A 13,978-nucleotide genomic window follows, 5' to 3' on the forward strand; every position below is an offset into this window, starting at 1 on the left:
TCGGATCAGCCGCCAAGGAGGTCGCGGATCGAGGTCTGCCGCTTCTTGCGCGGACCGCCGACGTCGCCTGGCGGAACCGGATGTTTGATCGATGCGGTGGCGCCGTCATCCTCCGGCATGGAAAGGCCATCGGCATCAACGGTTTGGGCGGGGTGAGTCGCGCGGACCGCCGCTTGGGCAACCGGCGCTGCTGGCCGCGCCGGTGCCTGCTGGCCGACCGACGTGGACGGAACCGGTGCCGTGTTGTTCGCCGAGGGTATCTCGTCGGGCACGATCGTGTCGGCCGGCGTCGATTTCCAGGTGCCGGGCAGCGGCCGCACCGGCACACCCTCGTGGGCCGCAACCATGAACTCGTGCCAGGCCTGCGCCGGCAGTGCGCCGCCGGTGACCTTCTTCATCGGGCTGCCATCATCATTGCCGAACCATACGCCGGTGGTGAGGTTGGCGGTGTAGCCGACGAACCAGGCGTCGCGCGAATTCTGGCTGGTGCCGGTCTTGCCGGCCGATGGCCAGGCGAAAGCCGCTTTCCGGGCAGTGCCGATCTCAACCGTGCCCGTCATCATCGAGTTCATCATGCCGACGATCTCGGGCTTGACGACGCGCGGCGCGCTGCCGCCGCCGCTATCGTAGAGCACTTTGCCCTCGGTGGTCGTCACCCGCCGGATGAAATGGATGTCGGGCTTGTAGCCGCCATTGGCAAAGGGGACATAGGCCGAGGTCAGCTCCAGCGGCGTCACTTCCGAAGTGCCGAGCGCGATCGAGGTGTTGGCTATCAGGTCGGACTGGATGCCCATGCGGTGCGCCGCCTCGACGACCGCGTTCGGCCCGACCTCCATGGTCAGCTGAGCGGCGACCGAGTTCAGAGACTTGGCCAGCGCGGTGGCCAGCGTCACCTTGCCGAAATACTTGCCGCCGTAATTGTCGGGCGTCCAATTGCCGATCTTGATCGGCGCATCGTTGCGGATGCTGTCGGGCGTGCGACCGGCCTCAAGCGCAGCCATATAGACGAACGGCTTGAACGCCGAGCCCGGCTGGCGACGTGCCTCCGAAGCACGGTCGAACTGGCTGGTCGAATAGTCGTAGCCGCCGACCATTGCGCGCACCGCACCGGAATCGTCGATCGACACCAGCGCGCCCTGTGTGACGTTGAGCTTCTTGCCGCTGTCGTCGATCAGCCTGCGGATCGATTGCTCGGCGAGCTTCTGCAGGTTCAGGTCAACGGTGCTGTCGATGACGATGTCGCCGCGCACGTCGCCGATCAGGTCGGGCAGTTCCTCCATGATGGTGTCGGCGACGTAATTCTCCGAGCCGGTCCAATAGGACGGCGCACGCGTTGCCGGCGCGCTCATCGCCGAGGTCAGTTCCTTGGCGCTGATCTTGCCCTCGTCGCGCATGGCGGCAAGCACCAGCTGCGAGCGTTCCTCGGCAGCCTTCGGATCGCGTGCCGGCGACAGCCGCGACGGCGCCTTCAACAGGCCGGCAAGCAAGGCGGCTTCCGACAGGGTGACGTCACGCGCGCTCTTGCCGAAATAACGCCGCGAGGCGGCCTCGACGCCATAGGCGCCGGAACCGAAATAGACCCGGTTCAGGTACATTTCGAGGATCTGGTCCTTGGTGTGCTTGTGCTCCAGCCACAGCGCCAGCAGCACTTCCTGCACCTTGCGTTCCAGCGTGCGGTCGGGTGTCAGGAACAGGTTCTTCGCCAATTGCTGGGTCAGCGTCGAACCGCCCTGCGAGAAACGCCCGCCAAGCACATTGGTGACCATGGCGCGCGACAGACCGATCGGGTCGATGCCGAAATGCGAGTAGAAGCGCCGGTCCTCGATGGCTATGACGGCTTCCGGTATATAGGGCGACATCTCATGCAGGCCGACGGCCTCGCCGCCGCTCATGCCACGATTGGCGAGCAATTGGCCATCTGCCGAGACGATCTTGATGTTGGGGGCGCGGTCGGGAATCGACCAGGTCGTCGCCGCCGGCATCTTGGCGCCATAGTAGATGACGATGCCGGCCCCCGCGATGCCGCCCCAGATGGCGAACACGAAGCACCAGTAGAACAGCCGGCCGAGCACGCCGAACAGGCCGCGCCGGCTTCTGCCGCGCTTGGCCCGCGACGATTTCCCTTTGGCCGGCTTGCGTTTGGCGGAGGCTTTGCGATTGCTCGGCACGACGCGATCCTCCTCGTTCACCGAAAGACCAGCCGAGGACCGCGCCTGCGGCGGTCCCTCGAAACTGGGTTCGATGCGACTGTCTCTGCGGTTCGCCATGCGCTGTGCTTGATATCCCCGATGCCTATGGCGTTCGGGTTGAAGAGTAGATGCGGCGATTTAAGGGCGGGTTAAGTCGTGTTCGAATGCCGGCCTTGGGGGTTGGGCAACGAAAAGGCCAGCGTCTGCTCTTTGCAGGTCACTGCCACCACGCTGTTCGGTGTCTCGTTCAGATGGGCTCGAACTTCACATCCGGCTGGTCGGGACCCCCGGCTTGCCGCAACAGCGCGAGAATGTGTTCGCCCCTGTCAAGCTGCTGTCGTCTCCAGTTCGAGGCGTTCGTCACGTGCAGCCAGCCATCGACCACCATGAAAAAATCCTCGGATTGATCATGTCCAGCGCCGAAGCGAAGCGATTTGTTTTCGGCGAACCGAACCAGCGCCGGATCGATCGACCTGTAGAGCACCGGCCAGTTGCCGCCGCCGGAATCCATATGAAACTTGTAGCTCGGGGCGAAATCCAGCCGCCGCCGCAACAGGCTTCCCTCGAAAAAACAGAAGCCGGGCCACAGGAACCAGCCGCCCGGCGTCGGCGTATCGCGCCGCACGCTGCCATAGAGGCTATTGCCCTCCATCCGGGCGCGGATCGAAAATGGCTCAGTCGGAAAGATGTCATGATCGATGAAGCCGAAAAGCTTCGGCCCGAACCTGGGCAAGAAATTCCGCACGATCCAGTTGAGCGCTTGACCGTGCGACCTGCTGACGACCAGCCTGTTCTTCGGCAATGCGACATAGGGGACATGCTGGCGACGGCAGAGGTCACGGATCGCTTCCCTTGCCTCGCCCTTGCTGCTGTTGTCGAAGACGATGTAGCTTTCGTGCTCAGCCAGGTATCGGCGTACCAGGTGGATCTGCCATTCGATCATTTCGGGCCGGTTGAAGGCCACGGTGGCGATGACCGCATCGCGGAATACCCGCTCTTGCCCCTGCAATTCGCTGACCGGCGCGGATGTCCTCAGAAAGCGAAACACCCGCCAATGATAGCGCAGCAGCGCCTCGCGTCTTGGCGGCCTGTTCAGCCTCTCCCATTCCGCCACGGTAATCCCAGGCTGATCGACGCCTTCCGGGACGTCAGAAGCAACCATGTCGCGCTCCCGCATGGCTTAGTTCTGCTGGATCGAAATGCCCTTGTCGTCGATCTTGAGCTCGACGCCCTTGGGTTTGGTCTGCTCGCGATAGACGTAGATGCCGAGCGCAATGACCACGACGACGAGCGCGCCAATGACGAGATAGAGCGTATTCTGTTTCATGGCGCGCTCTTTGCGTTGTCGAGCCTCAGGCTCTTTTCAGGACCTTGACCAGCACCAGCAGGATGATGGCGCCGATCGTGGCATGGATGATCGCGGCGAGAGTGCCGCCGCCGATGGAAAAACCGATCCGCGGGAACAGCCAGCCGGCGATGAACGCGCCGACGATGCCGACGATAATGTTGCCGATCAAGCCGAAGCCGAAGCCGGAAACGATGAGACCGGCGAGCCAGCCGGCGATGGCACCGATGATGATGAAGACGAGCAGGCTTTCGACACCCATAGCGATTTCCTCCGAGCAAGAGGGCGACCGCGGAACGGAAAGCCCCGAATCGGCCTCGATATCAACAGCTTCAGGCTATTCGAAAGCAGCCGGCCTCACCAGCGGCGCGCTCACTAGAGCAATTCTAGGAAAAGTGTAAGCGGTTTTCCCGGGAAAGCGCGCAGCGCTTCCCCTAGAGAATTGCGTCAAAACAAAGAGTTAGAGCAGCTCGCCGTTTCCGTGAAACGGTGAACTGCTCTAGTCGTCGTCGTCGCTTGCGGCAGGGCGCCAGCTGGTCGGCTCGACCTTCTTTTGCGTGTGACTGTCGATATAGACCCACCAGCCGTCGTCGCGATATTGCGCGATGGATTCGTTGATGACGCCGTCGCTGTCCTTCCAGGTCACGGAGACCTTGGAGCCGTCTGTCGGCGCGGTCGCAATCGGCTTTCTGTCCGCCATGTCATTATCCCCAATTGCACCGACAAACTGAGCCGACAGAACGCGACGGCCTGTATCCGGTTCCAAACGGTCACCGGCCCGCGGAGCGCGCCAACGGCCCTCAGCTATGGGCGAAGATATCCTCTTCGTCCCAGCCCATCAGGTCAAGCTTGGCACGCGTCGGCAGGAAGCGGAAGCAGGCATCGGCCTCCTTGGTCCGCCCATCGCGCGCCAGCCGTCCGGCCAGTACATCGCGCAACCGGTGCAGATAGAGCACGTCGGAAGCCGCATATTCGAGCTGTTCGGGCGACAGCGTCTCGGCCGCCCAGTCCGACGATTGCTGCGCCTTGGACAGCCCGACGCCGAGAAGCTCGAAGCAGATGTCTTTGAGCCCGTGGCGGTCGGTATAGGTGCGGGTCAGCCGCGAGGCGATCTTGGTGCAGAACACCGGCTCCGGCATGACGCCGAACGCATTGTAGAGAACGGCAAGATCGAAGCGGCCGTAGTGGAACAGCTTGGTTACGCCACGGTTCCTCAGCAGGCTGACGAGGTTCGGCGCCTTCTTCTGGCCGGGCGCGATCTGGATGACGTCGGCGCTGCCGTCGCCGGGCGAAATCTGCACCACGCACAGCCGGTCGCGATGCGGATTGAGCCCGAGCGTTTCGGTGTCGATGGCCACTGCCCCGACATTGTAGTGCGAGAGGTCGGGCAGGTCGTTTTTATGGAAACGGATATCGGCCATTATCTTCTCCGGTCGAGCCCTACAGTGTCCCCTGACCCGCAGGGGATGCTGCAGCGCTTTATCTTGTGGCCCGTCCTCGCCGCGATCGGCTGAAAAATCAACAGGAAAACAGGGGTGCCGCTGCTCAGCGCGTCAAGGCATCGAGAATCCGCGCCCACGAGCGCTGGCCCTTGTGGAAGGAGCTGAGCTCGTATTTCTCGTTGGGCGAGTGGATGCGGTCGTCATCGAGGCCGAACCCGACCAGCAGCGATTCCATACCGAGATAGGTCTGGAAATCGCCGACAACCGGAATGGAGCCACCGCTGCCCGTCGTCACCGCCGGCTTCGGCCATTCGTCGGATAGCGCATCCTTGGCCTTGGCCAGGAACGGCGAGTCGTAGGAAAGCTGGATTGCCGGCGAGCCGCCATGCGGATGGAATTCGACCGAACAGTCGGCCGGGATGCGCTCCTTGACGAATTTCTGGAACGCAGCGCGAATTTTCTTGGGATCCTGCTTGTGCACGAGGCGAAACGACACCTTCGCCGAGGCTTCGGCCGCAATCACCGTCTTGAAGCCCTTCCCGGTATAGCCGCCGATGATGCCGTTGAACTCGGCCGTCGGCCGCGCCCAGGTCAATTCTAGCACGGAACGGCCCTTTTCGCCCGACGGGATCGACAGGCCGACTGGTCCGAGGAACGTCTCGGCGGTCTCGCCGAGTGTCTCCCATGATTTCAGGATCTGCGACGGTGTTTCCTCGACGCCGTCATAGAAGCCCGGGATGGTGATGTGACCGTCCTTGTCGTGGATATCGGCCAGCACCTTGGCCAGGATGCGGATCGGGTTGGCGGCGGCGCCGCCATAGAGCCCGGAATGCAGGTCGCGGTCGGCGGCCTTCACCGTGATCTCCTCACCGACCAGTCCGCGCAATCCGACGCAGATCGACGGCGTGTCGCGGTCCCACATGCCGGTATCGCAGACCAGCGCGAAATCGGCCTTGAGTTCGTCGGCATTGGCTTCGAGGAACGGCTTCAACGAGGGCGAGCCGGATTCCTCCTCGCCCTCGAACAGGATGGTGATGCGGCACGGCAGATTGCCGTGCACTTGTTTCCAGGCGCGGCAAGCCTCGACGAAGGTCATCAACTGGCCCTTGTCGTCGGCCGATCCCCGACCGGTGATCACCTTGTGGTCCGGTCCGACCTCCTTGACAGCAGGCGCGAACGGATCGCTTTCCCACAATTCGATCGGGTCGACCGGCTGAACGTCATAATGGCCGTAAAACAGCACATGCGGCGAACCGGCCGGGCCGTCATGGTGCGCAACCACCATCGGGTGGCCTGGCGTGTCGCGAACGCTGGCATCGAAGCCGATCAGCTTGAGTTCGGCCACCAGCCATTCCGCCGCCTTGCGGCAGTCGGCGGCATAGGCCGGGTCGGTGGAGATCGACTTGATCCTGAGCAAGCCGAACAGACGCTCGAGGCTCTGGTCGAGATTGTTGTCGAGACGGTCGAGGACGGGGGAAACTGCGGACATATGTGAAGCCTTTCGATTCAGAACCGGAACCGTAAAGGCAGGACAGGAAAACGAAAAGCCCGCGATCATTGGACCACGGGCTGCAAACGTCTGTCTGGGATAAAAAAGACCGCCGTGGTGGAGGGGGAACCACGGCGGCCTTCTACTCGAAACGATGCGGCAGCCCGGAGAGGGGGGATAGGCTGCCGCAGGTGTCCGGGATAGGCGGGGGACGGGCCTTGCTCCGGACTCGGCGAAAACTGCCGATGACGTGTATTTGGGTCTCTGAACGTGGCGATTCAAGGGCACGAAAATTACAGTTTTGTAACATAGGCGTGAGCGGGGTGACGGCGATCTGTCAGGGTGTTGCCGGAACCGATAGTCGAGGCTGCCTTTGGCATGGACCAAGCCGCCGCGCCGCGCTATCCCTGCCGACATGAAAAAAGGCGATCATCTCTTCCTTGTCGACGGCTCCGGCTACATCTTCCGTGCCTATCACGCGCTGCCGCCGCTGACCCGTAAGTCCGACGGTCTGCCGGTCGGCGCCGTTTCCGGCTTCTGCAACATGCTGTGGAAGCTGATGCTCGACGCCCGCAACACCGATGTAGGCATTGTGCCGACGCATTTCGCCGTCATTTTCGATTATTCGTCGAAAACCTTCCGCAACGACCTCTACCCCGAATACAAGGCCAACCGCTCGGCACCGCCGGAGGATTTGATCCCGCAATTCGGCCTGATCCGCCAGGCGACCAGGGCGTTCAACCTGCCCTGCATCGAGATCGAAGGTTACGAGGCTGACGATCTGATCGCCACCTATGCGAGGCTGGCCTGCGAAGCCGGTGGCGATACCACCATCATCTCCTCCGACAAGGACCTGATGCAGCTGGTCGGCGACACGGTCGGGATGTACGACCCGATGAAGGACCGCCAGATCGGCATTCCGGAGGTCATCGAAAAATGGGGCGTGCCGCCGGAAAAGATGGTCGATCTGCAGGCACTGACCGGCGATTCGGTCGACAATGTGCCTGGTGTGCCCGGCATAGGGCCGAAGACGGCGGCGCAACTGCTGGAACAGTTCGGTGACCTCGACACGCTGCTGGCCCGGGCCGGCGAGATCAAGCAGGACAAGAGGCGCGAATCGATCATCGCCAACGCCGACAAGGCGCGCATTTCGCGTCAGCTGGTGACGCTGATGAACGATGTGCCGGTCGCCGAGGGACTGGACGATTTCGTCCTGCACGCGCCGGACGGCCCGAAGCTGATCGGCTTCCTCAAGACCATGGAATTCACCTCGCTGACCCGCCGTGTCGCGGAGGCGACCAGCACCGAGGCCGGCGATGTCCAGGCCGTCGCGGTCACCGTCGAACGCGCCGACCATGCCCATGGCCCGGATGTTGGGGCCGGTTTGCCGCCGGTTGCCCGAAACGCGTCCGGCACTGGAGCGGACGAAGCCGGCGGGACGGCGGAGACGTCAAAACAAGGCGATACCCCTTCCCTGCTCGCGGCACTAAGGCTGGAGCGCGCGGCCACCGGCAAGATCGACACTTCGGCCTATCACTGCATCCGCGATATCGCGGCCCTGAAAGCCTGGGTCGCGGAGGCGCGAGAGGCCGGCATCACCGCCTTCGATGTCAGGGCCACATCCGCCGACCCGATGCAGGCCGAACTGATCGGCATGGCCATCGCCACGGCGCCCGGGCGCGCCGCCTATATCCCCTTTGCCCACATGAGCGGCAATGGCGACCTGCTCGGTGGTGGCGCGCTCGAAAACCAGATACCGCTTCGCGAGGCGCTGGCCGTGCTGAAACCGCTGCTGGAAGACAGATCGGTTCTCAAGATCGCGCAGAACCTGAAATACGATCTTGTCATCATGAGCCGCTACGGCATCGATGTCGCACCGTTCGACGACACCATGCTGATCTCCTACGTGCTCGATGCCGGCACGCCCCATGGTCACGGCCTGGACTCGCTAGCCGAGAAATGGCTGGGTCATACCCCTCTCCTGCTCAAGGACGTCACCGGCTCCGGCAAAAGCTCCGTCGGTTTCGATCAGGTCGACATCGACAAGGCGACCGCTCATGCCGCCGAAGACGCCGATATGACGCTGCGGCTCTGGCTGGTGCTGAAACCGCGGCTTGCCGCCAAAGGCCTGGTGTCGGTCTATGAGCGGCTGGAACGGCCGCTGGTGCCGGTGCTGGCGCGCATGGAACAGCGCGGCATCTCGGTCGACCGGCAGATCCTGTCGCGGCTCTCCGGCGAACTGGCGCAGGGCGCCGCTCGCCTTGAAGAGGAAATCTACCAGCTCATCGGCGAACGCATCAACATCGGCTCGCCAAAGCAGCTCGGCGACATCCTATTCGGGCGCATGGGCCTGCCCGGCGGTTCCAAGACCAAGACCGGCCAGTGGTCGACCTCGGCGCAGCTTCTCGAAGATCTCGCCGCCGAAGGCCACGAACTGCCGCGCAAGATCGTCGACTGGCGCCAGCTGACCAAGCTGAAATCGACCTATACCGATGCGCTGCCGGGCTTCATCCACCCCGACACCAAGCGCGTCCACACCTCCTACGCGCTGGCGGCGACGACGACCGGCCGCCTGTCATCCTCCGATCCGAACCTGCAGAACATCCCGGTGCGCACCGCCGAAGGCCGCAAGATCAGGACCGCCTTCATCACCGACAAGAGCCACCGCCTGGTCTCGGCCGACTACAGCCAGATCGAGCTGCGGGTGCTCGCCCATGTCGCCGAGATCCCGCAATTGCGGCAGGCTTTCGCCGACGGCGCCGACATCCATGCCATCACCGCGTCGGAGATGTTCAACGTGCCGGTCGAAGGCATGCCTTCGGAAGTCCGCCGCCGCGCCAAGGCGATCAATTTCGGCATCATCTACGGCATTTCGGCCTTTGGTCTCGCCAACCAGTTGTCGATCCCGCGCGAGGAGGCCGGCAACTACATCAAGAAGTATTTCGAGCGCTTCCCCGGCATCCGCGATTACATCGAGGAGACCAAGGCCTATGCCCGCGAGCATGGCTTTGTCGAAACGATCTTCGGCCGCCGCATCCATTACCCCGATATAAGATCGTCCAATCCCTCGCTCCGCGCCTTCAACGAACGCGCCTCGATCAACGCCCGCCTGCAAGGCACCGCCGCCGATATCATCCGCCGTGCCATGATCCGCATGGAGGAGGCGCTGGAAAAAGCAGGGCTTTCCGCACGCATGCTGCTGCAGGTGCATGACGAACTGATCTTCGAGACCGTCGAGGCGGAAGTCGAGGCGACGATCCCGGTCGTGCGTCACGTCATGGAAAACGCGGCGATGCCAGCGGTATCGATGTCGGTGCCGCTGCATGTCGATGCGCGGGCCGCCAACAACTGGGACGAGGCGCACTGAAGCCCTTCGCTTCGTCATCCTAGGGCGAAGCAAGGAGCGAAGCGACGCGGCGCAGGCCCTAGGATGACGAAGCGAGGGGCCTTAAGCGGCCTCGGCCAAACACTTGGCACACGTCCCGCGAAACTCGATCACCGCCTTCTTGGCGGCGAAGCCGGTGGAGCGCACCCATTCGTCCAACCGGTGGCCGACATCGTGGTCGGACATTTCGGTGACCTGCCCGCATGTGTCGCAAATGGCGAAGGCGGTCATCGAATGGCTGTGGTCGTGCGGCTCGGCGCAGGCGACGAAGGAGTTGATGCTTTCGAGCCGATGCACGAAACCTGACTTCACCAGCGTGTCGAGCGCGCGATAGACCTGGAGCGGCGCGCGAAAACCGCGCTCGCGCAGTTGGTCGAGCAAGGTGTAGGCACTGAGCGGTCCGCTGGCGGTCTCGAGTTTCTCGAGCACGCACAGCTGGTTCTTCGTCAGCACATCCCTTGCCGCCATGATCCTGTTTCCAACTCGCCTTGCGTCGCTTGTGCCGCGCACAAACGATCCATGTCCCATCCAGATAGCGACGAACAGGCATTTTTGCTACTGTTTCCAGCATTCTGCCTGCAAGGCGGTCGAGAACATCGATCGGAGCGGCGCAACAGGCAGGTTGCTTTGCGATGTAGCGTTCAAAATACTGACAATATCTTCGGCAAGGATTGCCGCGCTTGGAAATTCGGTCGGGCTTGGGGAAGCAATCATGATCAAATTGACGCGGCGGACGCTGCTGGTCGGCACGTCCGCCTTGACCATGGCCGGCGTGGTGTCGTTCCCGACCATGGCCGCATCGCGCACCTATCATGCGCTGCTGGTCGCCTGCACCGAATATCCCAACCTGCCGCAGAGGAACTGGCTGGTCGGGCCGAAGAACGATGCAGCCCTCATCCGCGACTATCTCCTGAAGAATGTGCCCGACCCGGTGCGCTTCGCGCCGGAGAACGTCACGCTGCTCGCCAAGGATGTCCCCGGCGCCAGTGGCCTGCCGACCCATGCGGCCATCAAAACCGCATTGGCTGACCTTGCCGCCAAGGTTCAGCGCGACGATTTCGTCTACCTGCATCTGTCCGGTCACGGCGCCCAGCAGCCGCAGATGGTCAAGGGCGACGAAACCGACGGGCTCGACGAGATCTTCCTGCCCGTCGATATCGGCAAATGGATCAACCGCGATGCCGGCGTGCCCAATGCGCTGATCGACAACGAGATCGGCGCGGCACTCGACGCCATCCGCGACAAGGGTGCTTTCGTCTGGGTCGTGTTCGACTGCTGCCATTCCGGCACCGCGACACGCGCCGTCGAGGTCGATGACGAGCTGGAACGCAAGGTCGAGTTCGCCGACCTGGTCGGCGGCAACGAGGCCGAACGGGCTGCCGCGATCAAGGCCTATGACGAGGTGATTTCGTCCGCCGGCTCGCGCGGCATCGACGACAATGGCACGCGCAAGCCTGCCTTCAGCCTGAGCCCTACCGGCGGCGAACCGATCGCCAAGGGCAAGCTGGTCGCCTTCTATGCCGCGCAGACGGTGGAGACGACACCGGAAATGCCGCTGCCGAAGGGCACGCCGGATGCGCCCCGGTTCGGCCTGTTCACCTTCACCATCCTGTCGAAACTGGCCGAGAATCCCAACGTCACCTACCGCCAGCTGGGCCAGGCCGTGCTGCAGCAATATTCGGCCGACAGCCGCACCCGGCCGACACCGCTGTTCGAGGGCGAACTGGATGCGCGGGTGTTCGGCACCGACAAGACCGACGCGGTCATGCAGTGGCCTGTCGTCATCAAGGACGGCGAAGCGACGATCGGCGCCGGGCTGCTGCATCGCCTCACCCCCGGCAGCAAGCTCGCCATCCTGCCGTCGGCGCTATCGCCGCTGTCCGACGCTGTCGGATTTTTGGAAGTGCAGTCGGCAAAAAACCTGGAAAGCCGCGTCAAGCCGGTCGAGTTCGACAAGAAGCCGGCGCTCAAAGTCGCCGACATTCCCGCCAACGCCTATGCGCGGGTGGCGGAGATCGCCGTCGACTACAAGCTCGTCTTGGCGCGGCCGGCCATAGCCAAGGGACTTGAGAAGGAAACCGCTTTGGTCAATTCGGTTCTCGACGAACTGGCCACGGCCAGGGAGACCGGCTTCAACATCGAACTGGTCGAGCCCGGCAAGAGCGCCGACCTCCGCCTCGCGGTGATGCGCGAGAATGCTGTTCCCGGTGCCCCCAAGGATGCGACAGACAAGCCGGCGCTGTGGTTCCTGCCGGCATCGGGCGACGTGAGCCTGAAGGAGGGCGGCAAACCGCCGCTGATAATCATTCACGACCGCCAGAAACTGGCCGATGCAACGGCCAGGAACCTGCGCACCATCTTCCGCGCCACCGGGCTTTCGCGGCTGGCGGCGGCCTCGGACTACAAGCCCGAGGACGTCGACGTTCAGTTTCAGGTCAAACGTCGCGACAAGGATGGCCTCGAACCGCTGCAGGATTCGGTGGTGCCGCGCGTGTCGCCGGGCGACGAAGTGCATGTGCTGGCCAAGAACGGCTCGGACCTGCTGGTCGACATCAACGTGCTCTATGTCGGCAGCGACTATTCGATCACTCATATCGTTGCCGAACGCCTCGCCCCGCAAGCCATGCTCGAAGAGGGGCTGCTGGCTTTCACCGACACCAGTTTCGGCATGGAGCGGATGATCGCGGTTTTGACCGAGGCGCCGCCGGAGAGCGAGAAGCAGGATCTGAGCTTCCTGGCGCAGGACGGCGTCGCCTCGGCGACACGCGGAATGGGCTCCGCCGGCTTCTCCGACATGCTGACCGATCTCGGCATGGCGCCGGCAACCCGCTCGGTGATGCGGCTTGCCGAGAAGAGCGGCCCGAAAGGCGCGGTGATGATCTTCCCGATGGAGACGGTGCCGCGCGCCTGAGCGGATGCCGGCGCCGCATGGCTCTGCCGGCTCTTGCGCGATCGGCGCGATATGAGAACATTCCCGGCCGCGTCCTGGCGCATGACGGCCGGATGAAACGGATAGGATCGATTGTGAAGAATTCTGTGTTTTCCTGGCGTGGAACGGTGGCTGGCCTTGGCGGCGGCCTGTTGTTGATCGCCAACGCTTCGGCGGACGAGGCCTGCGGCCTGTGCGTCAAGCAGATCGTCACCAACTCGGAACTGGCGACGTGTTTTCTCGATCAGTACGACCAGTTCGCCAAAAGCGGCAGCGACGCCGTTGTCGTCGATCTCAGCAACTGCGCCTCGCGCGGCGTTGTCGAAGCCTTGCCGTCACCGAACAAGGGAGCGGCGGAGCCCGATGTACAGTTCATGATTTCGCGCCTGCAGTTGCAATGCCTGAAAAAGAAGCTGGAGACGCCGGGCATCGTGCTTGATCCCTCCGCCACCATTGAACTGGACAGCTGCGGATGAAGAAGCCGGCGGGCAACACCAGGCAGACAGCAATGACCGCACCCGCAAAGGCTCAGGCCGGCAAACCGGCCCTGCAGGAAACCACCGAAGGTTTCCCGTGGCCAAGCAGCCACGAGATCAAGAAGGAGAGCAACCCCTTCACAGACCGCGATTGGCGCATGCTGGTCTATGCCTGGTCGGGCATGGCCGTGCGTCTCGCCATCATCTTCACCTTGATGTTCTCGGTCTACCAGTTCCTGGCCAACCAGGAGCAGAAGCGCGTCGAGCAGACCATGTCGCTTGTCGAACTTTGGGAAAACAAGGACTACCAGCAGGCGCAGCGTGCCCTGAAGGATCGTCTGACGGGCCTCAACGCCAAATATGACAATCTGCTCAGCGCCAACCCCTCGCCGACCGAGGAGCAGGTGTTCCGGCAACGGATCGGAATCGAGGCCATGACCGCCTCCGGCGGCGACATGCCGCTCGCCGATTTCAGCGAGAATTTCGACCGCATCGTCTATTTCCTCAACCGTCTGTCCTTCTGCGTCGATGGCGATTTGTGTTCGCGCAAAGTGACCGATGCCTATTTCCGCGACTACGCCGTCTCGTTCTGGAGCTATTTTGCCGGCTATGTCGACAAGCAGCGCAAGGCGGGATCACCCACGTTCGCCTCGGCAATCGAGACCTACGTGCGCAATGGGCCGACCACGGCCGAAGCCAAATAGCGATGGTAAAATCAAGCCT

12 protein-coding genes are annotated in these 13,978 nt (G+C 63.0%); 4 read left to right on the forward strand and 8 right to left on the reverse strand.

Annotated elements, in window-relative coordinates; genetic code table 11:
- Positions 1-5: 5 nt before the first annotated feature.
- The 7 genes from MESCI2_RS0117660 to MESCI2_RS0117690 form a co-directional block, all read right to left on the reverse strand.
- Positions 6-2,267, reverse strand: coding sequence for a transglycosylase domain-containing protein (locus tag MESCI2_RS0117660; protein WP_027037738.1), 2,262 nt, complete (start codon positions 2,265-2,267; stop codon positions 6-8).
- Positions 2,268-2,436: 169 nt separating this feature from the next.
- Positions 2,437-3,351: a hypothetical protein gene (locus MESCI2_RS0117665; RefSeq protein ID WP_027037739.1), complete on the reverse strand. Its 915-nt coding sequence runs from the start codon at positions 3,349-3,351 to the stop codon at positions 2,437-2,439.
- An 18-nt stretch (positions 3,352-3,369) separates the two neighbouring features.
- On the reverse strand, positions 3,370-3,516 hold the full coding sequence (locus tag MESCI2_RS1000000136955; protein ID WP_013529552.1) for a hypothetical protein: 147 nt from the start codon (positions 3,514-3,516) through the stop codon (positions 3,370-3,372).
- 25 nt (positions 3,517-3,541) lie between these two features.
- On the reverse strand, positions 3,542-3,796 hold the full coding sequence (locus MESCI2_RS0117675) for a GlsB/YeaQ/YmgE family stress response membrane protein (RefSeq protein WP_013529551.1): 255 nt from the start codon (positions 3,794-3,796) through the stop codon (positions 3,542-3,544).
- Positions 3,797-4,033: 237 nt separating this feature from the next.
- Positions 4,034-4,234 (reverse strand): hypothetical protein, encoded by a 201-nt coding sequence (locus MESCI2_RS0117680; protein WP_027037740.1) that lies wholly within the window; start codon positions 4,232-4,234, stop codon positions 4,034-4,036.
- Between the two features lie 100 nt (positions 4,235-4,334).
- Positions 4,335-4,955, reverse strand: a complete 621-nt coding sequence (locus MESCI2_RS0117685; protein ID WP_013529549.1) for a ribonuclease D — start codon at positions 4,953-4,955, stop codon at positions 4,335-4,337.
- A gap of 124 nt (positions 4,956-5,079) precedes the next feature.
- The gene (locus MESCI2_RS0117690; RefSeq protein WP_027037741.1) at positions 5,080-6,465 is read right to left on the reverse strand and encodes a M20/M25/M40 family metallo-hydrolase; all 1,386 of its coding nucleotides are present in this window, start codon (positions 6,463-6,465) and stop codon (positions 5,080-5,082) included.
- A gap of 415 nt (positions 6,466-6,880) precedes the next feature.
- On the opposite strand from MESCI2_RS0117690, the gene polA reads away from it, so the two are divergent.
- Entirely contained in the window at positions 6,881-9,832 is a 2,952-nt protein-coding gene (gene polA / locus MESCI2_RS0117695; protein WP_027037742.1) for a DNA polymerase I, read from the forward strand.
- An 81-nt stretch (positions 9,833-9,913) separates the two neighbouring features.
- On the opposite strand, the gene MESCI2_RS0117700 is transcribed toward polA, so the two are convergent.
- Positions 9,914-10,318 carry a Fur family transcriptional regulator gene (locus tag MESCI2_RS0117700; protein ID WP_027037743.1) on the reverse strand — a complete coding sequence of 135 codons (405 nt, stop codon included), beginning with the start codon at positions 10,316-10,318 and terminating at the stop codon, positions 9,914-9,916.
- Positions 10,319-10,562: 244 nt separating this feature from the next.
- Here MESCI2_RS0117700 and MESCI2_RS0117705 point away from each other — a divergent pair, with 244 nt between their 5' ends.
- The 3 genes from MESCI2_RS0117705 (at position 10,563) to MESCI2_RS0117715 (ending at position 13,959) form a co-directional block, all read left to right on the forward strand.
- A complete protein-coding gene (locus tag MESCI2_RS0117705) occupies positions 10,563-12,761 on the forward strand; it encodes a caspase family protein (protein WP_027037744.1) in 2,199 nt (732 codons plus the stop codon).
- Between the two features lie 113 nt (positions 12,762-12,874).
- Positions 12,875-13,255 carry a hypothetical protein gene (locus MESCI2_RS0117710; protein ID WP_027037745.1) on the forward strand — a complete coding sequence of 127 codons (381 nt, stop codon included), beginning with the start codon at positions 12,875-12,877 and terminating at the stop codon, positions 13,253-13,255.
- 32 nt (positions 13,256-13,287) lie between these two features.
- A complete protein-coding gene (locus MESCI2_RS0117715; RefSeq protein ID WP_245270379.1) occupies positions 13,288-13,959 on the forward strand; it encodes a DUF4760 domain-containing protein in 672 nt (223 codons plus the stop codon).
- The last annotated feature ends 19 nt before the right edge of the window (positions 13,960-13,978 follow it).

This window comes from Mesorhizobium ciceri WSM4083, assembly GCF_000519305.1.
Classification (GTDB): domain Bacteria; phylum Pseudomonadota; class Alphaproteobacteria; order Rhizobiales; family Rhizobiaceae; genus Mesorhizobium; species Mesorhizobium ciceri_B.